The sequence below is a fragment of the Microbacterium sp. ACRRU genome (assembly GCF_022346945.1).
Taxonomy (GTDB): domain Bacteria; phylum Actinomycetota; class Actinomycetes; order Actinomycetales; family Microbacteriaceae; genus Microbacterium; species Microbacterium mcarthurae.
In genome coordinates this window covers 160,735-181,036 of sequence record NZ_JAKRNI010000001.1, presented here as the reverse complement: position 1 = coordinate 181,036, position 20,302 = coordinate 160,735, and the positions used below count along the sequence as shown (strand labels likewise).

At 70.4% G+C, this 20,302-nt stretch carries 15 protein-coding genes; 7 read left to right on the top strand and 8 right to left on the bottom strand.

Annotation, left to right across the window (positions count from 1 at the left end; all coding sequences use genetic code 11):
• The first annotated feature begins 1 nt into the window (after position 1).
• Genes MHY30_RS00840 through MHY30_RS00830 form a run of 3 tightly spaced genes read left to right on the top strand, consistent with a single transcriptional unit; the run spans position 2 to position 1,556 of the window.
• Positions 2-361 (top strand): lycopene cyclase domain-containing protein, encoded by a 360-nt coding sequence (locus tag MHY30_RS00840; protein WP_239273938.1) that lies wholly within the window; start codon positions 2-4, stop codon positions 359-361.
• Entirely contained in the window at positions 358-666 is a 309-nt protein-coding gene (locus MHY30_RS00835; RefSeq protein WP_239273927.1) for a lycopene cyclase domain-containing protein, read from the top strand. The genes MHY30_RS00840 and MHY30_RS00835 overlap by 4 nt, the downstream gene beginning before the upstream one ends.
• Positions 663-1,556 (top strand): prenyltransferase, encoded by an 894-nt coding sequence (locus MHY30_RS00830; protein WP_239273925.1) that lies wholly within the window; start codon positions 663-665, stop codon positions 1,554-1,556. The genes MHY30_RS00835 and MHY30_RS00830 overlap by 4 nt, the downstream gene beginning before the upstream one ends.
• 156 nt (positions 1,557-1,712) lie before the next feature.
• Here the strand turns inward: MHY30_RS00830 and MHY30_RS00825 are convergent, their stop codons facing one another.
• Together MHY30_RS00825 and MHY30_RS00820 are read right to left on the bottom strand one after the other, a co-directional pair.
• Positions 1,713-4,661 carry a UPF0182 family protein gene (locus MHY30_RS00825; protein ID WP_239273909.1) on the bottom strand — a complete coding sequence of 983 codons (2,949 nt, stop codon included), beginning with the start codon at positions 4,659-4,661 and terminating at the stop codon, positions 1,713-1,715.
• A gap of 43 nt (positions 4,662-4,704) precedes the next feature.
• Positions 4,705-5,844, bottom strand: coding sequence for a S16 family serine protease (locus MHY30_RS00820; protein ID WP_239273907.1), 1,140 nt, complete (start codon positions 5,842-5,844; stop codon positions 4,705-4,707).
• A 170-nt stretch (positions 5,845-6,014) separates the two neighbouring features.
• Between MHY30_RS00820 and MHY30_RS00815 the strand changes: the two genes are divergently transcribed.
• Positions 6,015-7,397 (top strand): zinc-dependent metalloprotease, encoded by a 1,383-nt coding sequence (locus MHY30_RS00815; RefSeq protein WP_275437804.1) that lies wholly within the window; start codon positions 6,015-6,017, stop codon positions 7,395-7,397.
• Between the two features lie 283 nt (positions 7,398-7,680).
• On the opposite strand, the gene MHY30_RS00810 is transcribed toward MHY30_RS00815, so the two are convergent.
• The 3 genes from MHY30_RS00810 to nudC form a co-directional block, all read right to left on the bottom strand.
• Complete coding sequence (locus MHY30_RS00810) at positions 7,681-7,932, bottom strand: hypothetical protein (protein ID WP_239273871.1); 252 nt, start codon at positions 7,930-7,932, stop codon at positions 7,681-7,683.
• A 205-nt stretch (positions 7,933-8,137) separates the two neighbouring features.
• A complete protein-coding gene (locus MHY30_RS00805; protein ID WP_239273849.1) occupies positions 8,138-9,892 on the bottom strand; it encodes an ATP-dependent helicase in 1,755 nt (584 codons plus the stop codon).
• The gene (gene nudC, locus MHY30_RS00800; protein WP_239273838.1) at positions 9,889-10,800 is read right to left on the bottom strand and encodes an NAD(+) diphosphatase; all 912 of its coding nucleotides are present in this window, start codon (positions 10,798-10,800) and stop codon (positions 9,889-9,891) included. The genes MHY30_RS00805 and nudC overlap by 4 nt, the downstream gene beginning before the upstream one ends.
• A 64-nt stretch (positions 10,801-10,864) precedes the next feature.
• Here nudC and MHY30_RS00795 point away from each other — a divergent pair, with 64 nt between their 5' ends.
• Entirely contained in the window at positions 10,865-12,313 is a 1,449-nt protein-coding gene (locus tag MHY30_RS00795) for a phosphotransferase (RefSeq protein WP_239273820.1), read from the top strand.
• 25 nt (positions 12,314-12,338) lie between these two features.
• Here MHY30_RS00795 and MHY30_RS15040 read toward each other — a convergent pair whose 3' ends face one another.
• Together MHY30_RS15040 and MHY30_RS00775 are read right to left on the bottom strand one after the other, a co-directional pair.
• Positions 12,339-15,629 (bottom strand): ATP-dependent DNA helicase, encoded by a 3,291-nt coding sequence (locus MHY30_RS15040; protein WP_308192637.1) that lies wholly within the window; start codon positions 15,627-15,629, stop codon positions 12,339-12,341.
• Positions 15,626-18,850: an ATP-dependent DNA helicase gene (locus MHY30_RS00775; protein WP_239273809.1), complete on the bottom strand. Its 3,225-nt coding sequence runs from the start codon at positions 18,848-18,850 to the stop codon at positions 15,626-15,628. The genes MHY30_RS15040 and MHY30_RS00775 overlap by 4 nt, the downstream gene beginning before the upstream one ends.
• 159 nt (positions 18,851-19,009) lie before the next feature.
• On the opposite strand from MHY30_RS00775, the gene MHY30_RS15260 reads away from it, so the two are divergent.
• Together MHY30_RS15260 and MHY30_RS00765 are read left to right on the top strand one after the other, a co-directional pair.
• A complete protein-coding gene (locus MHY30_RS15260) occupies positions 19,010-19,234 on the top strand; it encodes a DUF3107 domain-containing protein (protein ID WP_239273799.1) in 225 nt (74 codons plus the stop codon).
• A 9-nt stretch (positions 19,235-19,243) separates the two neighbouring features.
• A complete protein-coding gene (locus MHY30_RS00765; RefSeq protein ID WP_239273797.1) occupies positions 19,244-19,531 on the top strand; it encodes a hypothetical protein in 288 nt (95 codons plus the stop codon).
• Positions 19,532-19,561: 30 nt separating this feature from the next.
• Here MHY30_RS00765 and MHY30_RS00760 read toward each other — a convergent pair whose 3' ends face one another.
• Positions 19,562-20,275 carry a ferritin-like fold-containing protein gene (locus MHY30_RS00760; RefSeq protein ID WP_239273787.1) on the bottom strand — a complete coding sequence of 238 codons (714 nt, stop codon included), beginning with the start codon at positions 20,273-20,275 and terminating at the stop codon, positions 19,562-19,564.
• Positions 20,276-20,302: the final 27 nt, after the last annotated feature.

The window sequence follows — 20,302 nt, the reverse complement described above, 5'->3', positions numbered from 1 at the left end:
GGTGCCCGGGATCTACCTGGGCGCGATCCTCTTCTCGCTCGCCGGGATGATCGCCATCGACATCAAGTACCGCCTTCCGTTGCGCACCGCACCGGGGCGAACCGTTCTCGCGGTCGCCCTGGGCACCGCGTTCTTCCTGGCGTGGGACGTCGTGGGCATCGTCACGGGGGTCTTCGTCAAAGGGGATAGTCCGCTGTTCGTCGGGATCGACCTGGCCCCGCACCTTCCGCTGGAGGAGATCTTCTTCCTGATCTTCCTCAGCTACCTGACGATCGTGCTCTGGACGGTGTTCGATCGTCGCGCCGGCAACCGGGATGCCTCCGCCCGCGCCGCCGACAGCCGCGAGGGGCACGCACCATGACGTATCCCCTCATCCTGCTGCCCTTTCTGCTGTTGACGATCATCGTCACGGCTGCCAGCGCGACCCGGCCACGCTTCGCGCAGCGGATGCGCGCCTCCGCCTGGACGGCAGGGGTCCTGGTCCTTCTCACCGCGGTCTTCGATAACGTCATGATCGCGGTGAACCTGTTCTCGTACCCGCCGGAGCACTTGAGCGGGTTGAGGATCGGCCTCGCCCCGCTCGAAGACTTCGCGTACCCGGTCTGCGCGGCCTTCCTCGTTCCCGCGATCTTCTCGCTCGTCTCCCCCCGAAGGAAAAGCGCATGACCACTCCCCCTGCCCTCACTCCCGGGCGCGTCCTGCGGGAACTGTTCGTGTCATCGCGTCCCGTGAGCTGGATCAACACCGCGTTCCCCTTCGCCGCTGCCTATCTGCTCACGACACGGCAGGTCGATGCCGTCCTGGTCGTCGGCATCCTCTTCTTCCTCGTTCCGTACAACCTCGCGATGTACGGGGTGAACGACGTCTTCGACTACGAGTCCGACCTGCGCAATCCGCGCAAGGGCGGCACGCACGGCGCGGTGCTCGCCAAGCGCATGCACCCCATCACGCTCTGGGCCTCGGCTCTGTCGTGCCTGCCGTTCGTCGTGTTCCTCGTCGTGGTGGGAACGCCTCTTTCGTGGCTCGTGCTCGCGCTGAGCCTGTTCTTCGTGGTCTTCTACTCGGCCCCGCCGCTACGGCTCAAGGAGCGTCCCTTCGCCGATTCGCTCACGAGCAGCATCCACTTCTTCTCGCCCGCTGTGTACGGACTCGTTCTGGCGGGAGCGACCTGGACGTGGCAGCTCGTGGCGCTGCTCGTCGCCTTCGCACTCTGGGGCATCGCCTCGCATGCCTTCGGAGCCGTGCAGGACGTCGAGGCTGACCGCGCCGCGGACATCTCGTCCATCGCCACGGCGCGCGGCGCCCGGTGGACCGTGCGCTTCGCCCTCGCCGCGTACGCCCTCGCCGGCGTCGCCATGCTGCTGACCGCCTGGCCCGGGCCGCTCGCCGCACTGCTGGTCGTTCCGTACCTCGTGGTGTGCTGGCCCTACCGGAATGTGACGGATGCCACCTCGGACACCGCCACGGCGGGCTGGAACCGATTCCTCTGGTTGAACCAGATCGCCGGCTTCGGCACGACGATGCTGCTCATCTGGTGGTGGTTCCTCATGGCCTGAGCGCGGCTGTCGCGGCGCAGCTCAGACGCTTCGACGTCGACCTGCGCGGGCCGCACTTGTACACGAACGCGTCGGCGTGCGCGACGCGACCGTCCCGCCGCCGGGAATGCCGAGACGCCGGCGCCCTCGGGCACCGGCGTCTCGGCGGAACGGGGATCAGCCCGCGGGGGTGGGCGCCGGGGTCTCCGCTGCGCCATCGGTCGGGGCCGCCCCCTCGGTCTGGCCCTGCAGTTCGATAAGGCGCTGTACCGCGGCCGTCAGACGCTCGTCCTGCGTGGCGAACTCCGCGAGGTCGCCCGCCGTCAGCGCCGCCTGTCGGGCCGTCAGTGCCGCCTGCGCTTCGGCGAGGGCCGCCGCGTAGTCGCCCGCGGGGGCGTCCGGGGTCGGGGTCGCTTCGTCACCGGCGTCTCCCGGTTCGCTCGGCGTCACCGCTTCGTCACCCGTGTCGGCACCGGAGTCACCACCGAACAGGCTGTCGAGAGCCTCGCTGAGCGTGTTCTCGAAGGCGATCTTGTCACCGAAGGCGACCAGCACGCGCCTCAGCTGCGGGAGCTGTGTGCCACCGGACGACTGCACGAACACCGGCTGGACGTACAGCAGACCGCCTCCGACCGGGAGGGTCAACAGGTTGCCGTTGAGCACCTGCGACTGCCCCTGCTGAAGGATGTTGATCTGCGACGACACCGCGGTATCGGAGTCGAAGGTGTTCTGCACCTGGCCAGGGCCGGGAACCGTCGTCGCCGCGTCGATGACGAGCATGCGGAGTCGACCATAATCATCGCGTTTGGTGCCCTGCTGGTCACCGGCGTTGGAGTCGACGGCGAGGTAACCGGTCAGCACGTTGCGCGCCTGCCCCCCCTGCGACGCCGGAATGAAGCTCGTGAACATCGAGTAGCTGGGGGCGTCCTGACTGGGCATCTTCATCGTCAGGTAGTACGGCGGCTGCAGCGTGTTGGGGTCCTGCGGGTCGTTCGGCGTGGTCCAGCGGTTGTCCTGCTGGAAGAACGACCGGGCGTCGTCGACGTGGTACACGCCGAGCATCGACCGCTGCACCTTCATGAGATCCGTCGGGTACCGCACGTGGCTCATGAGGTCGGCCGACATCTCGCTCCACGGCTGCAGGCTCGACGGGTACACCTTCTGCCAGGCCTGCAGGATGGGGTCTTCGTCATCCCACGCGTACAGCGTGACCTTGCCGTCGTACGCGTCGACGGTCGCCTTCACCGAGTTACGGATGTAGTTGATGTTGTCGAGCGAGTACGTCGGCGACGGGGTGTTCGAGTCCGTGATCGCGCGGGAGAGGGACACGCTCGACGAGTACGGGTAGTTCGCACTCGTGGTGTAGCCGTCGATGACCCACTTGATGCGTCCGTCCGCAACCGTCGGGTAGGGGTCGCTGTCCAGCGTCAGGTAGGGCGCGACCTTCTGGACGCGCTCCTTGGGGTTGCGGTCGTAGAGGATTTGCGAGTCGGCGTTGACGTAGTCGGAGAAGAGGATCTGCTCGGACTGGAACTTCAGGGCGTAGATGAGACGGCTGAAGACGTTGCCCACGCTCGGTCCGCCATCGCCCCGGAAGGTGGTGCGGGTCTCGGTCCCGCCGTCGGCACCGATCGGGTAGTCCAGCTCGATGTCCTCGCCGCCCTCGGGCCCACCGACGATCGAGTACGGCGGCGACTGCTCGCCGAAGTACACGCGCGGCTCGTAGTTGAGATCGGTGAGGAAGCCGGTACCGGGGATCGCCTGCTCGAGGAAGACCGGGTCGCCGTCGTCCGTGCGCTCGTTACCCGCGGCCGCGACCATGCCGTAGCCGTGGGTGTAGACGAGCGTGGTGTTCTGCCACGTCGCGGCATCGCCCAACTGATCGATGTTCAGCTCGCGCAGCGCGACGACCGCGTCCTGCGTCTGCCCGTTGATCTGGTAGCGGTCGACATCGAGCGGGTTGGCGAACTGATAGTACGCGCGGTACTGCTCGAGCTGGCGAACGGTGGGCCCGATGATGGCGGGGTCCATGATGCGCAGCTGAGCGGTCGACGCGGCGTCGTTACGCAGCTGGCCGGCCTGCGCTGTCGTCGTCGCCTCGAAGTTCTCCTTCTCGACGTTGTCGATGCCGTAGGCGGCCTTCGTGCTGTCGATGTTGCGCTGGTAGTACTGGCTCTCGAGCGCCAGCTGGTTCGGGCGGACCTGGAAGGTCGTGACCGCCCACGGAATGGCCGCGCCGACCACGACCGCCGACACGACCAGCAGGGCCGTCGCGATCAACGGGTAGCGCCAGCGACCGATGACGGCCGTCACGAAGAACGCGATCGCGACGATGACGGCCGCGATGGCCAGGATCGTCTGACCGGGGATGACGGCGTTGACTCCGACGTAGCCGGGGCCGGTGATGCGGTCCTCCTGGTTGATCAGGGTCGCATAGCGATCCAGCCACAGGCTCGCGCCCTGCAGCAGCAGGTACACACCGGCGAGGACGGCCAGCTGGATGCGGGCGGACTTCGAGATGCGCAGCTCTCGCTGACCGACCCGGACGGAGCCGTACAGGTACGACACGACCGCGGTCAGGAGCAGGCAGACCAACACCACGGCCGAGGCGAAACCGAGCACGGTCGTGTAGAACGGCAGGCCGAAGAGGTAGAAGCCGGTGTCGAGACCGAACTGCGGGTCGGTCGTCGCCGTCGCCACACCGTTGGCCCAGAGCCAGGTCGTCTCCCACTGCGCGGAGGCCGCGAAGCCCGCGAAGAAGCCGAAGAAGACCGGGATGCCCCACATCGCCAGGCGCCGGAGCGGCTCGACGACTTCCTGGTAGCGATCGAGCTGCGAGCTCAGACGCGCGTACACGGGACGGAGCCGGTAGGCCAGCTGGATGACGCCCCAGACCGGTACGGCCATCGCAAGGAATCCGATGACGAACATCACGGTGCGCGCGATCCACTGGGTGGTCAGCACCTCGGTGAAGCCGAGCTGCGAGAACCACATCCAATCGGCGTAGAGGCTCGCGAAGACGAAGAACGCCACGACCAGGGCGGCGATGACCGCCAGCGAGATCGAGATGATCCGTCGTGAACGGTTCGGGGGCGTGGCCTGGTTCGGCGCTGAGGTCGTGGTCACGCGTCCATCCTAGGCGTCGCCCTCTGGGGGAACGCCGTGGATACTACGATGCCGGGGCACTCGTCCCGTCGCAGGTGGCGAGCGCGTCGAGGTCGCCGCGGTCGCGGACGGTCTCCAGCACCGTCAACGCCTCCTCGAGCGTGGAGACGGCGAAGACGCGGATGCCGTCGGGCACATGACCCACCACCTCGTTGCAGTTCGCCTGCGGTGCGAGGAACCACGCGGCGCCGGCATCCCGCGCGCCGAAGAGCTTCTGACGGATGCCACCGATCCCGCCGACGTTGCCCTGCGCGTCGATCGTGCCCGTACCGGCGAAGTGCTCGCCGCCGGTGAGATCGCCCGGCGACATCTTGTCGATGATGCCGAGGGCGAACATCATCCCGGCGCTCGGACCACCGACGTTGTTGATCTGGATCTTGACATCGACGGGGAGGTCGAAAGCGGCCGTGAGTCCGACACCGAGGAGCCACTGCTGCTGTCCGTTCACCTCGCCCCATCGCGGAGTGACCGATACCGAAGTCTCCGCACCCTCGCGTTCGATCCCGAGGGTCACCGGGGCGCCCTCGCCACTCTGAACGGCCGCACGGACCTCCTCGACGCTCGAGACGGGCGTGCCGTCGAGCGAGGTGATCACGTCACCGAGGTCGAGGACGCCGGCGGAAGCCCCGTCGTCGGCAACGGTTCCGACCACGATCTCCTGCGGGACGTCGTACCCGAGCTCCCGCAGGGCGGCGGCCGAGGCTTCGAGCTGTGAATCGCTCATCAGGGCGGCGTTCTCGGTGTTGCGCTCCTCGGTCGTCTGATCCGTCGGGAAGATGCGATCCAACGGCACGACCGCTCGCGAGGGATCGAACCAGGCCAGAGCGAGTTCCATCCAGCTCGGAGTGCGTTCCCGGTTGCCGTTGACCTGCACCGTCAGCAGGTCGAGCCGCCCCTCGGTGGAGGTCTCGTCCTCGTCGGGCACGGTGATGAGCGGCACGTCCTCGCCATCGGCGTTCGGCGATGTGCCGAGCGTGTTCAAGACGGGTCCGGGTTGCTGGATGACGTACGGAGACGGCAGGAACGTGAAGACGAACAGGATCAGCGTCGCCACGGCGAGGGCCCAGACCCCGAAGACGGTCGATCGGCTCCACCGCCTCCGCGGAGCGGGCACGACGGCGACGTTCTCGTCGAACAGGGTCACGGGTCCTACCTTTGCCGGGTCGTTCGCGCGCGGCGTAAGCGGCGAGGAGCCGAGCCGAGGGAAGCGGGGAATCGTGCGACTAGCGTAGATCGCGTTCCCCTTGACCCGGCTGAAAGGCGGCTGAAGTGGCAGACGACGACCGGAACCCCGAGGAGGAGTTCCAGGAGCTCATGCGGCGCCTCCTGTCCGGCGACACGTCCGGACTCGACCCCGAGCAGCTCTCCCGCTTGTCCGGCATGCAGATCGATCCGGCGATGATGCAGGCCGTCATGAACCAACTGCGCGGGGCGTTCTCCGGCGCGCAGGACGGCATCGACTGGAGCCTTGCGGAGCGTCAGGCCCTGCACATCGCCAACCAGGACGGTCTCGGCGTCTCCTCCGGCCAGCGCACCGACCTGGACCAGGCTTTCTCGCTCGCTGCGCTCTGGCTGGGCGAGGCCACGACGATCTCGGACCTCCCGCGCCCGCCGAAGGCCGTCACCCGAGGCGCGTGGGTGACCGCCAGGCTCCCCGTCTGGCAGGAGCTGGCCGAGCCCGTGGCGACGAGCATCGCGGACGCCCTCACGGAGGCCCTCGGGCAACAAGCGCCCGACGACATGCAAGACCTCATCGCCGGGGCGGGGCGTCTCATGCGCACCGTGGGCGGCTCTCTCTTCGCGACACAGCTCGGCCATGTCGTCGGCCGACTGTCGACGGAGGTCGTGGGCGGCGGCGACGTCGGCATCCCGGTCATGCCGGACGGCGACGCCGCGATCCTGCCGCAGAACTTCGCCGACTTCGGGCGCGATCTGGAAATCCCTGAAGATCAGCTCGCGCTCTACCTCGCCACCCGCGAGCTCGCCCACGCACGGCTGTTCCGCCACGCGCGCTGGCTGCGTCTGCACGTCATCTCGCAGGTGCGGGAGTTCGCCCACGGCATCCGCGTCGACACGGACGCCCTCGAAGAGATGGCATCCCGTTTCGATCCGTCGCAACCCGACGAGCTGCGGAGTGCTCTCGAAAGCGGCGCTCTGCTCCCCCAGAGGTCCGAAGAACAGACGGCCGCGCTGACCCGACTCGAGAACCTCCTCGCGACCATCGAGGGCTGGGTCGACGTGGTCACGGAGGATGCCACGTCGCGGCTCCCCTCCGCCGCACGCATCGCCGAGGCCGTGCGTCGACGCCGCGCCGTGGGCGGCCCCGCGGAGCAGGCGCTCGGGTCCCTCGTGGGCTTGGAACTGCGCCCGCGCCGGATGCGGGAAGCCGCCGCCATGTGGCGCGCGGTCACCGACGCCGTCGGCGTGGCCGGCCGCGACGCCCTGTGGGACTACCCCGACCTGATGCCCTCCGCGGAGGATGTCGACGACCCGGCCGGGCTCATCGCGCGCTTGACCGCCGCGTCGCGCGGCGAGTCGGCGCCCTCGGACGCCATGGACGACGCGCTGGCCCAGCTCATCGCGGAGGAGACCGCGGCGGAGCAGGATGCCGATTCGAACGGCGAGGAGCCCGACGCTACGCGGAGTGGCGACGATGACGACGACGACGCGACCCCCGGGGATCACCGACCGGTGTGAACCGTCCTCCCCAGGGCGTCTCACGCGTGACCGCCCTGGGGACAACCGACCGTAGCCCCGCCTCGCGGGTCATCATCGGGGCATGCTCCGACTCGACCCTTCCGCTCCCCCACTCTGGAGAGAAGACGGATCCGTACAGTTCGGTTCCCCGGCCCGGGCGCACCTGCCCCGTTGTCGCCCGTGGACGGATGCCGCTGTCAGAGCCCTCGAGACGGGCACGTCGCGTGCGGCATGTCGTGCTCTCGTGCGTGTGCACGGCGGGGCTGATCAGGATGCCGACGAGCTAATCGCTGCGCTGGCCCCGGCGCTCGTGCGCCGCCGGCGGTCCGCGCCACTGGTCGTCCAGGTCGCGGGCGACCTCGCTGCGCCGGCCGTCAGCGCTGCCCTCGCGGCGCTTCCCGCGCGGACCACGCGGGTGGAGTGGGCGGGTCTCGCCACGCCTCCGGTGGCCGCGGGCGCACGCGTGATCCTCCTCGGGGCGCATCGCGTCGATCCGCGTCGATCCGTCGACCTGGTCCGACACGATGTCGTTCATCTTCCGCTCGTGCTAGACGGGAGCACCGCCGCCGTGGGGCCGGTCGTGGCCCCCGGCGTGACCGCGTGTCTGAGCTGCATCGATGCCACGCACCACCGCGACGACCCCTCCTGGCCCCTCATCGCCGCGCAACTGCTGGCCCGGCCCCGCGCCCACGTCGACGTGGCGCTGGCCGCAGAGGCGGCGCGCGCCGCACGATACCTGCTCAGCGGTCCGATCGGCCCGGTGACGCGTTCGCTGCACCTGCGCGTCGACTCGCTCCAGCGGGTCTGGCGAACGCATCGGCCGAGCGAAGACTGCCGCTGCCGATCTCTCGAAGGAACCGAGAGGGCGACCGTTCCGACCGCCCCCGCCCGCGCGACCAACTCACCGACAGCGTCCGCGCGGCCCGCGTGACACCGACATACGCCAGCCGCCGTTCCTCGTCGACCGCCTCGAACGTCGTCGCGTACGAGATCGGCAGCAGTCCCTCGCTCACCCCGATGAGGTACACGTGATCCCACTCCAGCCCCTTGGCCGCGTGCAATGTCGCGAGGGTCACCGTGCGGGTCGCCGGTTCGTGCTGGTCCTTCGCGCGGGCCTGAAGGTCGTCCGTGAACGCCCGCAGGGTCGTGCCCTCGGGAGCCTCCTCCGCCAGTCGCAGCAGCGCAGCGCGCGCCTCCCAGGCGTCGCGCAGCGCACCGCCGGCGGCGGGGGGCTCGTCGGTCAGCCCCACGCTGCGCAGCACATCGCGGACCGTGGCGAGGAAGCCCGTCTCGACGGGAGCGACCGAGGCGGCACGCAGCGCCATGATCGCCTGTCGCACCTCGGGCTGATCGAAGAACTTGCGTCCGCCCAGCACGGTAGCGGCGATCGACTGCTTCGCCAGGGCACTCAACAGCACCGCCGACTGCGCGTGCGACCGATAGAGCACCGCGATGCTGCGGGGATCCGCGCCCCCGCGGACCGCCGTCGCGATCGACGCGGCGACGCCCGCGGCCTCGGTCTCTTCGTCGTCGAAGGCGCGGACGGTGGGGACCGGCGACTCCTCCGTCGCCGCTGCGACGAGCTCGAGCGCTCCCGCTCGACCACGCATCAGGTCGTTGGCCACCGCGAGCACCGCGGCGGTCGATCGGTAGTTCCGCTCCAGCCGCACCACGCGCGCGTCTTCGTACGTGCGGTCGAACTCGAGAAGGTACCGCGAGTCCGCGCCCGTGAACGAGTAGATCGTCTGGCTGGCGTCGCCCACGACGCAGAGGTCGCGCCGGTCACCGAGCCACAGTTCCAGCAGGCGGTTCTGCAGCGGCGAGACGTCCTGGAACTCGTCCACGGTGAAGTGCCGGTACTGCTCGCGCACCGCGGCGGCCACGCGCGGCTCGGCCTCGATCATCCCGGCACAGGTCAGCAGCACGTCCTCGAAGTCCATCTGCCGGCGCTCGTCCTTGAGCTTCTCGTACGCACGCTGCAGGGCGACCACCTGGTCGACGTTCAAACGGCCGATCCCTCCGGGGCGGTCTGCGGCGTACTGATCGATGGAGCGCATGGTCGCCTTGCGCCACTCGATCTCGCCCGCCACATCTCGCAGCGTCGCGGTGTCCGGCGACAATCCGACGCCGTCCGCGGCGTGGGCGATCATGCGGACCTTGTTGTCGATGATGGTCGGCGCCTGGTCGCCGGCAAGCGTCGGCCAGAAGAAGTTCACCTGCGCCAAAGCGGCCGCATGGAAGGTCCGCGCCGACACCCCCGTCACGCCGAGCGCTCGAAGCCGGCCCCGCATTTCGCCCGCCGCCTTCGCCGTGAACGTGACGGCCATGACGCGCTGAGGCGAGTACGCGCCCGTGTCCACACCGTGCGCGATGCGGCGCGTGATGACCCGCGTCTTGCCCGTCCCCGCGCCCGCCAAGACGCAGACGGGCCCGCGAAGCGCCCGTGCGGCCTCCCGTTGCTGTTCGTCGAGTCCCTCCAGCGGATCCGCGGTCACGTCCTGCTCCGATACCAGTCCTCGATCAACCGACGAGCGATGGATGCCGCACCCGGCAGCTGCACCGCCGTCTCGCCGCGCAGCGCAGCCCCGATCTCCTCCCGATGGAACCACCGCACCTCGACGATCTCCTCCCCATCGGCACGTGCCTCGTGGTCCGACATGGCGCGGGCACGGAACCCGAGCATGAGCGACCGCGGATACGGCCACACCTGTGAACCGCGGTACTCGATTGCTTCGAGGCGCACCCCCGCTTCCTCGAAGACCTCCCGCGCCACGGTGTCTTCCAGGGACTCCCCGGCCTCGGCGAACCCGGCGAAGCAGGAGTACCTCCCCCCGCCCCAGGCCGCGTTGGCCCCCAGGAGGATTCGATCGGAGTCGTCGGCCGACGACACCAGGACGATGACGGCGGGATCGGTTCGCGGAAAGTGCTCACGCCCGCAGTTCGGGCAGTGCCGCGACCAACCTCCGTGCCGAACCTCGGTACGCGTGCCGCACGCGGGGCAGAACGCCGCGTCGCGCAACCATCCCGCCAGGGCGACCGCCGTACCCAGGATCTCCGCCTCCTCCGCGGGGAGGTCTCCCCCGACGGCGCGGAGCGGGGCCCACGCATCGCCGTCGGAGAGCACGGCATCCGGCTCCTCATCCAGGACCGCCAACAGCAGCGGTGCACCATCGGGCGACCGGCCGAGGAAGGCCCACTCCCGGGCATGCCGGACGGCGGACACGGGGAGGAGACGAAGGCGCCCGTCCGACACCGGTGCCGCGTCGCGGTGAACGACGAGCACACGCGCGTCCCGCGCGGCGCGCGCGTGGTCGAGCAGCCCGTCGACATCGCGTTCCGCTCCCGCACGGTCCAGGGTTCCTTCCGGCCATCGACCGGAGACCGGGGAAACGGACGGCGGCATCGAACACCTCTCTCAAGGGCGTGGCGCGGGGGGATCGGGCGAGCGACCGACCTACCCTGGGGGCATGGCACGCTCGCCCCTCACTCTAGCCGCGTCCGCCACGGCGGCCCTGCCCCGCATCGGTGTGACGAGCGCCGCCCCGCTGACCGAGAACACCGGCGGGAGGTTCGACTCGGCTCTCATCTCCTTGGACGACGGCCGAACGGTCGTGGTGCGCATGCCGGCGACCGAAGACACCGCGGCCGACCTCGCCGCGGAGTCTCGTGCGCTTCACGCCCTCACCCCGGGGGTGCGGGCCTTGCTTCCGTTCGCAGCGCCCGAGGTCGTCGGCGAGACGGGGTCCGGCCTCAACCGCGTGCTCATCGTCGATCTCGTGGACGGGTACCGCATCGACCCCGCGGACCTCCCCAAGGGCCCCGGCTATGCACCGGCTATCGGCGGAGCCCTCGCCGCGGTGCACGCACTGCCGGTCTCGTTCGTGCGCACAGACGGCCTCCCCGCTCGCACTCCGGAGCAGGTGCGAGACGACGTCGCTCGGTTGCTCGACCGGGCCGATGCCACCGGCCGTGTGCCGGACGGTCTGATGATGCGGTGGCGGCGGGCCCTGCACGAGCCGGACCTCTGGAGGTTCGAGTCGGCGGTCGTGCTCGGTGGCGCCACGAGCGTGTCGGTCCTGCTCATGGACGACGCGGACGGCGTTCCCCACGTCAGCGGCATCCTCGACTGGTCCGGGCTGAGCGTCGGAGATCCCGCCGTCGACCTTCGCTGGCTCGCGTCCGCGCCGACGGCCACCGAGGACGTCTACGAGGGGTACGCGGCCGCGGGAGAGCGCTCCCCCGATCCGCTGCTGCGCGAGCGGGCACGGCTGTACGCGGAGCTCGAGTTCGCGAAGTGGCTCGTGCACGGTCACGATGCCGGCGAGGCCGCGGTCGTCGACGACGCCGTTGCACTGCTGGAGGCGCTCGCGGACGGTGTGCGCGGAGACCACATCGTCCCTTCCACGCGGTCCGACATCGACGATGCTCTGGCCCTCGTCGAACGCGTCCCGCCGTCCGCTGCGGCCACCGTCGACACGTCGATGCAGACCGATGCGTACGACCCCGAGGCGTTGTCGCTGTACGTGTCTGCCGAACGCGACCGACAGGCCGCGGCCGCCGCGCTGGCGGAAGCGCAGGCGAAGGACTCGCATGGCATGACCGGGGGTCGCGCCGACTTCGGTGTGGACGATGTCGAGGAGCCCGAGGCGGGCGCGACGATGCCCGTGGATCTGTCGGGGTGGGCACCGGCCACGGGCTCGGCGGCGCACGCACCGGCCGCCGAGGGCACGGAGGATCTTTCTCCAAAGCCCTCGATGACACCCGCCGACCACGATGACGCCGGTCGGTCCGACGGCGAGGGTGACGTCATCGACGCGGCGACCTTGCACGAGGCCATCGACGACGAAGAAGACGCCGCCCGTGCCAGCCGTGCGGCTCTCCGCCGGTGGGGCGTCGCCCGCGACGGCGGCGCCTGAGCCTCTCGGGCCGTCCGGCGCCGGCTCAGCCCCGCAGCACGATGTCATCAGCGACGTAGTACAGCGTCACGTCGATGAGGTCGAACGGTACCCCGTGCTTGGCGTGGTACGCCTCGCGGTAGAGCTCGAGCTGAAGCATGCGTGATCGCCGCTCCGCGTCGGTCGTCGGCGGCCGGCCGGTCTTCCAGTCGACGATCTCGTAGCGATCACCACGGCGGTACACGGCATCCAGCTTGCAGACGACCACGTGCGGACGCCCGTCGAGACGGGTCGTGACGAAATCGATCTCGGTCTCGACCTCGAGCGGCTGCAGCTGCGCCCACTCCGACCGCTCGAAGATCTCTCGCAATCGCTCCAGTTCCGCGGCGTCGGCGGCGGAGGCGCCGTCGTCCTCGTCGTCCCAGAGGGCACCGTCGTCGAGCCCGCTTCCGGCCCCCACGATTCCCGAACGCTTCTCGACCCAAGCGTGGAAGAGCGTGCCGAGGCGGGTCTGCCGGTAGGGGCGCTCCGGCAGAGGACGCCGCAACTCGTCGACAGCGCCGCCATAGTCCGCGACGAAGTCCTTGAACTTCGATGCAGGGATACGGGTCGGCGCCGGGGTGTGCGTGGGACGCAGGCGATCCGCCCGCTCGGCGAGCAACAGCTCGAGATCGGCGTCCGGGTCGGCCGCCGGCGCCAGTCGAGCCCCGACGACCTCGTCGACCGCCGCCATGACGGCCGTGCGCCGCGCCCCGAGCGGGTCGAGCGGCCAGTGCAGCAGACGCCGTTCGCCGTCGTAGGGGTCGTCACCCGGATCGTCGCCCACCGCGAGATCGATGCCGAGCGCGGTCGTCGCCTCTTCGAGGAAGACACTCGGCCGCCGAGGACGCTTCGTGCCCGACCAGCTCGAACCCGACAGCAGCAGATGGTCGCGGGCACGGGTGAAGGCCACGTAAGCGAGTCGGCGATCCTCGTCGAGCTGGCGCGCACGGTTCGCCTCGACGAAAGCGTCGATGGCGGCCTTCAGCTCCTGCTGCGTCTCCGCCGCCCGCCACCCGAGCATAGGCAGCCACGCCGAATCACCGCGGAACTCGGAAGGCAGGATGCCGAACCCCAGCCATCCCTTCGTGTCGCGGGCGAGAGAGGGCAGTTCGTCGGTGACGAGCCGCACCACGGCGACGGCATCCCACTCCAGACCCTTGGACCCGTGGATGGTCAGCAGTTGCACCACGTCGTCTTCGGGGGGCTCGGTGCGGGGCGCGAACTCGTCCGCCTGCTCGGCGTGGTCCAGCCAGGCCAGGAGGCTGGTCACCGATCCCGACTCATCCGCCGCGAGGAAGCCGCGGATCTCGTCCACGAACGCGCGCAGTTGCGCCGACGCCACACGGGCGGGACCTCGGGCCTCGTTGGCCGCGAGTTCGACGTCGAGCCGCAGCTCACTCTCGATGAGTCGGATGAGCTCCGGGATCGGCGCACCGATGTTGCGGCGGAGGCCCGAGAAGACCGCCCCCGCCTCGCGCAACCGCTCGCGCCCTTCCGGCGTGATGTCGGCGAGCCAGCCGTGTCCGTCGGTCTGACGGGCGACGAAGTCGAGCGCGTCCACGAGAGACGCCCGGTCGGCACCCGGGGTGGTTCGAAGACGATCGACGACCTCGGGGGCGAGCGGCTGGAGCGCGGCGTCATGGGTCGCGAGCCGTCGCGCGAGTTGCGCCAGCGCGCGGAGGTCAGCCAAGCCGATGGACCAGCGCGGTCCCGAGAGCAGCCGGATGAGCGCAGACCCGGCCTCGGGGTCGCTGATCACACGGAGGGCCGACACCACGTCCACGACTTCCGGGGTCGTCAGCAGCCCGCCGAGTCCGAGGATGCGGTGCGGGATGCCGCGGCGTCCGAGCGCGTCGCCGAACCTCACCATGTGCTTCTTGCTTCGGAACAGCAGCGCCCCCGTGGTCGGCCGACCATCGGCGGCCCGCGCCGCGCGAACCCCGGCGAACCAGGCGGCAACGCGATCGGCTTCGGTGTCGAGGTCGCGTTCGAAGAACGCCTCCACCATCCCGTCGGGGGCGGCGGGTCGCGCCTGCAATTCCTGCACGGCAACGGGAGAACGGGGAGCGAGGGGGGCGAGGACGGCGTTCGCCGCCGTGAGGACGCGCGCGCTGTTGCGCCAGCTGGTCAAGAGAGAGAAGGACTGGCATCCCCCCTCGTGCGCGAACGCCGCCGGGAAGCCCCCGAGATTGCCCGCGCTTGCTCCGCGCCACGCGTAGATGGCCTGGTGAGGATCACCCACGGCCATCACTCCCGTGCCCGCGAAGAGCGTGGAGAGCAGGTCGGTCTGCACCACCGAGGTGTCCTGGTACTCGTCCAGGAGGACGACGCGATAGCGCGATCGCAGCTCGTCCACGACGGCCCCGTGCTCTCGCACGATCTGCAGCGCCCCCGCGACCTGGTCCGCGAAGTCCATCACCCCGAGGCGCGCCTTCTCACGCCCGTAGGCGCCGGCGAGTTCGGCGAGCAAGCCGAGCGCGGATACGCGGGACGCCGCCTCGGTGACGTCCTTGTAGACAGTGACGCGAGCGGAGGTGGAAGGGCGTTCGACGATGCGGCCGAAGTCGTCAGGGAAAGCGGCCAGACGCTCGAGATCGACCAGGTTGTCGACGCCGTCGCGCGCGATGCGCAGCGCCGCGTCGATGAGCGTGCGCGGCGATTCCTGGCGCTCCTCGAGCCGCGGGTCGTCGGAGGAGAACACCACTCGACGCATGAGCAGCCACGCGGCGGACTCCGACAGCACCGCGGACTCGGAATCGCGCCCGATCCGAAGTCCGTGCTCGCGGACGATCGAGTCGGCGAAGCTGTTGTACGTCGAGACCGTGGGCCGGTGCAGCAGCTGATCGTCGTCTCGAACCGAGTCCGGTGACACACCGTGATCGCGCGCGAGATCGTCGAGCAGGCGCAGCCGCTCCGCATCTCCGCGTGCGCCCTCGCTCTTCGCCACCTCGGCGAAGATCCCCAGTCGCCCCGACGCGTGCAGTTCGGGGAGCACGGGGAGCAGGCCGCGGGCCTCGAACTCCGACAGCCGGTGCAGGCGGCGATGGATGCGCTCGGCGAGCTCCCCGGCGGCCTTACGGGTGAAGGTCAACCCGAGGACCTCATCGCGATGGACGAGTCCGTTCGCGACCAGCCACACGACCCGACCGGCCATCGTCTCGGTCTTGCCGCTCCCGGCGCCGGCGACTACGAGCGCAGGCGACAGCGGGGCCTCGATGACGGAGGTCTGTTCCGGCGTGGGCGGGAACTGCCCGAGCGCAGCCGCGATCGTCGCGGCCGACAACACCGCGGTCACGACGCGCTCACCGCCGAGACGGTGTGAATGCGGCACAAGCCGAACGAGAACTCGTCACGGCAGTGCACCTCGTAGGGCGCGGCGAAGCGGTGCCCGCGCATCACGCCGACGGCCCGCTGCACTCGCGTGACGAACTCGGCGCGGGCGTCGTCGTCGAAGGGCGCTTGTTTCGGCTCGGCGTACTCTTTGGTCGCGGCGGTGGGACGCAGAACGAGCAGCTTCGCTCCGCCCGGCGGCATCCCGGCGACCTGCTCGATCGCGCCGGAGGAGAAAGCGAGCTGATATGCCGCGAGCTGCGGGTTGTCGGCCACTTTGGCGTCCGTCTGCGGTTCGTTCTTTCCCGTCTTGAGGTCGACGATGACCACCTGGCCCTCGGGGGTGATCTCGACCCGGTCGATGTCGCCGCTCAACACGGCCCCGTGTTCTGTCGCCTCTTCGATCGGGATCGGGACCTCGAAGTGGCGCTCGGCTCCGACGAGACGCCCGCCGGCGTCGTCGAACCGCCGGAGGTAGGCGGCGAGTCGTCGTACGAGGTCGCGTGCGCGCACCCGTTCGGCGCGCTCGCGCCAGGCCGCGTCGAAGACGAGCTCTCCCCACCGGTCCTCGACGACGGCCCAGAGGGCGTCTTCGGTTCCGGCCGCGGCCGTTTCGAGCGCGGCGTGAATGATCGTCCCGATCCCGGCCGTAGTGCCGCCGCGATCGCCCCCCAGGTCGCCGATCACCCAGTCGAGTTCGCACTGTTCCAACGCGTGCAGGCGTGAGGGCGACACACGAACGTCCTCGCGGGCGAGGTCGCGCAGGGGCGCCGTGGAGCTGGGTGCCGAGACCCCGTACCACTGCTCGGGGGCGGCACCCGCGACCTCGGCGGCGGCGAGCAGGGCGAGCTGTCCGGCGGCGTGTCGACGTTCGCGGGCGGCCGTGCGGGCGGAGGTGAGGGTGCGGCGGTGGCGAGCGACAAGGCCCCGCAATGACAGCGGGTGCTCCGGAACGGCCGACGCCGGTTCGGGCGCCGGCAGCATCTCGAACAGGACGCTCGGCCCGGTGTCGTCGTCATCGACGGCCGTGACGATGAGGCGCCGATCCGCGCGCGAGAGTGCCCGTACGAAAAGGCGGAGCTCGTCGTGCATCGCCGCGCGCCGGCGGTCGAGCATGCCCGGCGCCGGCAGGTCCGGGAACCGCACGGCATCCGCCAACCGCCAGGTTTCGAGGAGCCCGCCGCGCAGCCGCGTGTTCGGCCACACGCCCTCTTGCACCCCGGCGACGACGACCGTGTCGAACGCCGAACCCGCGGCCGCGGCGGGCGTCAGCACCCGAACGGTATCCGCGACGGCGGGTTGCTCGATCCGGTCTTCCGCGACGTCGCTGTCGACGACCGCGCGGAGGAAGACCGCGGCCTCGCCGTCGGGCTCGCGCTCCGTGAAGCGCTTGGCGGCCTGGAAAAGCGCGACGATCGCGTCGAGATCGCGGTCGGCCTGCTCTGCGAGGGGCCCATGCCCGCGAGATGCCTCACGCCACGAGCGCGACAGTCCGCTGCGCTCCCACGCCGTCCACAGCAGTTCGTGGGCGGTGGCACGTTGCGCCGCCTGCGCGCGCAGCGCGGCGAGCGTCTCCCCCAGCTTCGCGGCTCGACGAGCCTCACGCGTGTCGATGGTTTCGAACTCGAGCGGATGCCGCAGGCCCGACGCCAGCAGTTCCGCCGCCGGACGTGCACCACCCGCGGCGAGTTCCTCTTGACGCAGCGCCGACCGCAACCGGCGGAGTTCGATGGGGTCGAGGCCGCCGTACGTGCCGAGGAGCACGTCGAGAACGGCATCCGCGGTCCACGCATCCGGATCGCGCATGCCCAGTTCGACCAGCGCGACGAGGTCGCGCACCGTGCGCTGGACGCCGAGGGCCAGCCCCGGTCCGCTCGCGCGGGCCGGCACCTCTCGAGCCGCCAGCTCCGCCTCCAGCGACGCAACCTGTCGCGAGTCGTGCGCGATCACGGCGCACGCGCTCCACGGCACACCGTCGAGAACGTGACGCTCGCGCAGCAGGCGGGCAATGGCGTCGGCCTCCTCGGCCGAAGAGCGCAGGAGGAAGGTCCGCACCGACCCCTCGGGAGCGGCACCCGCCGGCGGCCGTCGATGAGCGACCACCCCGGCCGCCCCGATTCGCGCGGCCACCGAGCGGACCAGATCGATCTGCTCCCCCGTCCCCCGGTGCGGCGCGCCGAGCGCGACGAGAGCGCCCAGCTCGGCGGCGAGACGGGCGAAGTTCTCGGGCGTCGCCCCGCGAAACGCTCCGGAACCGACGTCGGGATCCCCGAACGCGACGACACCGATCCCGCGTTCGCGACACGCGCGCAGCAAATCGATGTTGCCGGCGGTGAGCTCCTGCGCATCGTCCACGAGGATGCAGCGGATCGTCGCGAAGCGACCGAGGAGGGCACGATCCCGGGCGGCCTCGTGCAGAACCGCGAAGGCCTCGCGCGCGAGATCGGCGGCGTCGCGGTGCGATCCGCGCATCTCGGCCCGCACCGCCCGATACTCGGCGGCGAACGACCCGATCGCAGCCCACACCGGGACCGCGTGCTGCTCGGCCAGGCCGGCAAGATCCTCCGGAGCGATCCCGAGGTCGGTGCACTCGGCGAGGAAAGCGCGCAGGTCGCCCCGGAACCCTCGCGTCGCGCGAATCGACGCCCCGAGCCACTCCGGCCAGCGCGAGCGCCCCTCGGTCTCGTCGACGGCGTCGCCCTCGAGGAGTTCTCGGATGATCTGGTCTTCATCGCCGCCGGTGAGCAGCTGCGGCGGCTCGGCACCGCGGCGCACTTCAGCGCCTCGGACGATCTGGAACGCGAACGACGCGAAAGAACGAGCCATCGCACCCGACGTCGCCCGGTCGACCGCCACCGCGAGAGGATCGCGCAGCGCCGTGGCCGCCACACGTGTGGGCGTCAGCACGAGGACATCGTCAGGGTCGACGCCCGCGTCGACGAGGGCCCGAACGCGCGCCAGCAGCGTCGAGGTCTTGCCCGACCCCGGCGCGCCGACGACGGCTCCGCTCGCTTCGGGGGCCCAGTCGACGACGACACGCTGCTCAGCGTCCAGTTCAGCCCGGCGCAACGCGCGCGGCGCCCATCGACCGCGGGCGTCGAGCGCGCCCGGCGCGGCGTCACCGGAGCCGGAATCAGCGACCGTCGCACCCTCGAGGGCGACCGTCGTGGAGTCCGGATCCTGCATGTCCACCACGCTAGCCGCGGCCTCCGACACCGGCTCGACGACCCGCCCGTTCGCCGTCCGCGAAGCCGGACCGCTGACGCGGAACCCCCCTCGGAGGGTGTCGTAGAGTCGGAGCATCGCGCCGGGCGGACCGAGAGGCCCGGGCGGAAAGGACGCATCGTGGAGATCCGCATCGGCATCACCAACACCGGTCGTGAACTGAACTTCGAGACCAACGAGGGCTCGGACGCGGTGAAGTCGTCGATCGCCGCCGCTCTTGACCAGTCGGCCAGCCACGTGACCTTCACCGACGTGAAGGGCAACTCCTACATCGTCCCTACGGCCAATCTCGCCTTCATCGAGCTGGGCACGGAAGAGGCCCGCCGGGTCGGCTTCGTCGCCTGACGCACGGCCGTGCAGATCCTCCTCGGGCTGATCCTCGGCGGCGTCGTCGGTCTCGCGGTGCATTTCGCTCTGCCGCACCGCGACACACGCGGCGCCGCTCTCGCCCCGCTCGCCGCGGCGGCCGCCGCGAGCGTCTCGTGGACGGTCGTCACGTGGGCCGGGTTCGGCGTGGATTCCGTCGTGCCCTGGATTGTCGCGATCCTCGCCTCCGGAGCGACCGCTCTCACCCTCGTCCCCGCCCTCTCGCGCGCCCGCTTGCGCAGCGACGAGGCGACGCGGAGACGCCACGGCATCTGACCGCGCCCGCCGCAGGTCACCGCGACGCGCTCAGGCCGCCAGTCCCATGGCATCCATCCGCCGGGCGTGGGCGCCCATGAGCTCGGTGAACACCGGTTCGACCTTCGCCTCTTCGGCGCGGTCCAATCGGGGGTGCGCCAGCGCGGCGCGCGCGACGAGCAGGGTGTCGCCGACGAGGCGACGACCCCACAGGGCCAGCAGCCACCGCCACTCTTCGTCACTCTCGATCGTGGCGCCGAGGATGTCGACGATGGCCTGCCGATCGTCGTCGGCCTGCAGGATGCGCGCGACACGGCGCCCGGTGTCGCCGTAGCTGGACGACAGCGCGAGGTAGAAGTCGTCGAGCATGCCGGCGGTGATGTGCACCGAGAGCATGGTCTCCTGCGGCCGCACCCCGTGTGTGTTGCGGCGGAAGGCGTCGAGGGACTCGCGGAAGGGCAGCATGAGCTGCGTCGGGTCGGCACCCCGCTCGCGGATGAGGGCGACGATCTCCTGATGTTTGATGAGCGCAGCCCCCGCGGCGCGGGAGAGCGACTCCTTCTCGGAGAGCTCGGGTGTCGAGGCGATGAGTTCGCTCAGCGTCTCGAAGAAACCGAGCTGCAGGTACGCCGCCTGGCCGAGGAAGGTTTCGATGTCGGGCGCGAGTTCGGCGAAGTCGACGCGCATGGCGTCACCGAGGTCGCCGCGCGAGCGCAACTGCAGCGTGCGACCGACCGGCCTACGACGACGGAACCACTCGAACACGCTCTACAGCCTAGGCGTCGGACCCCC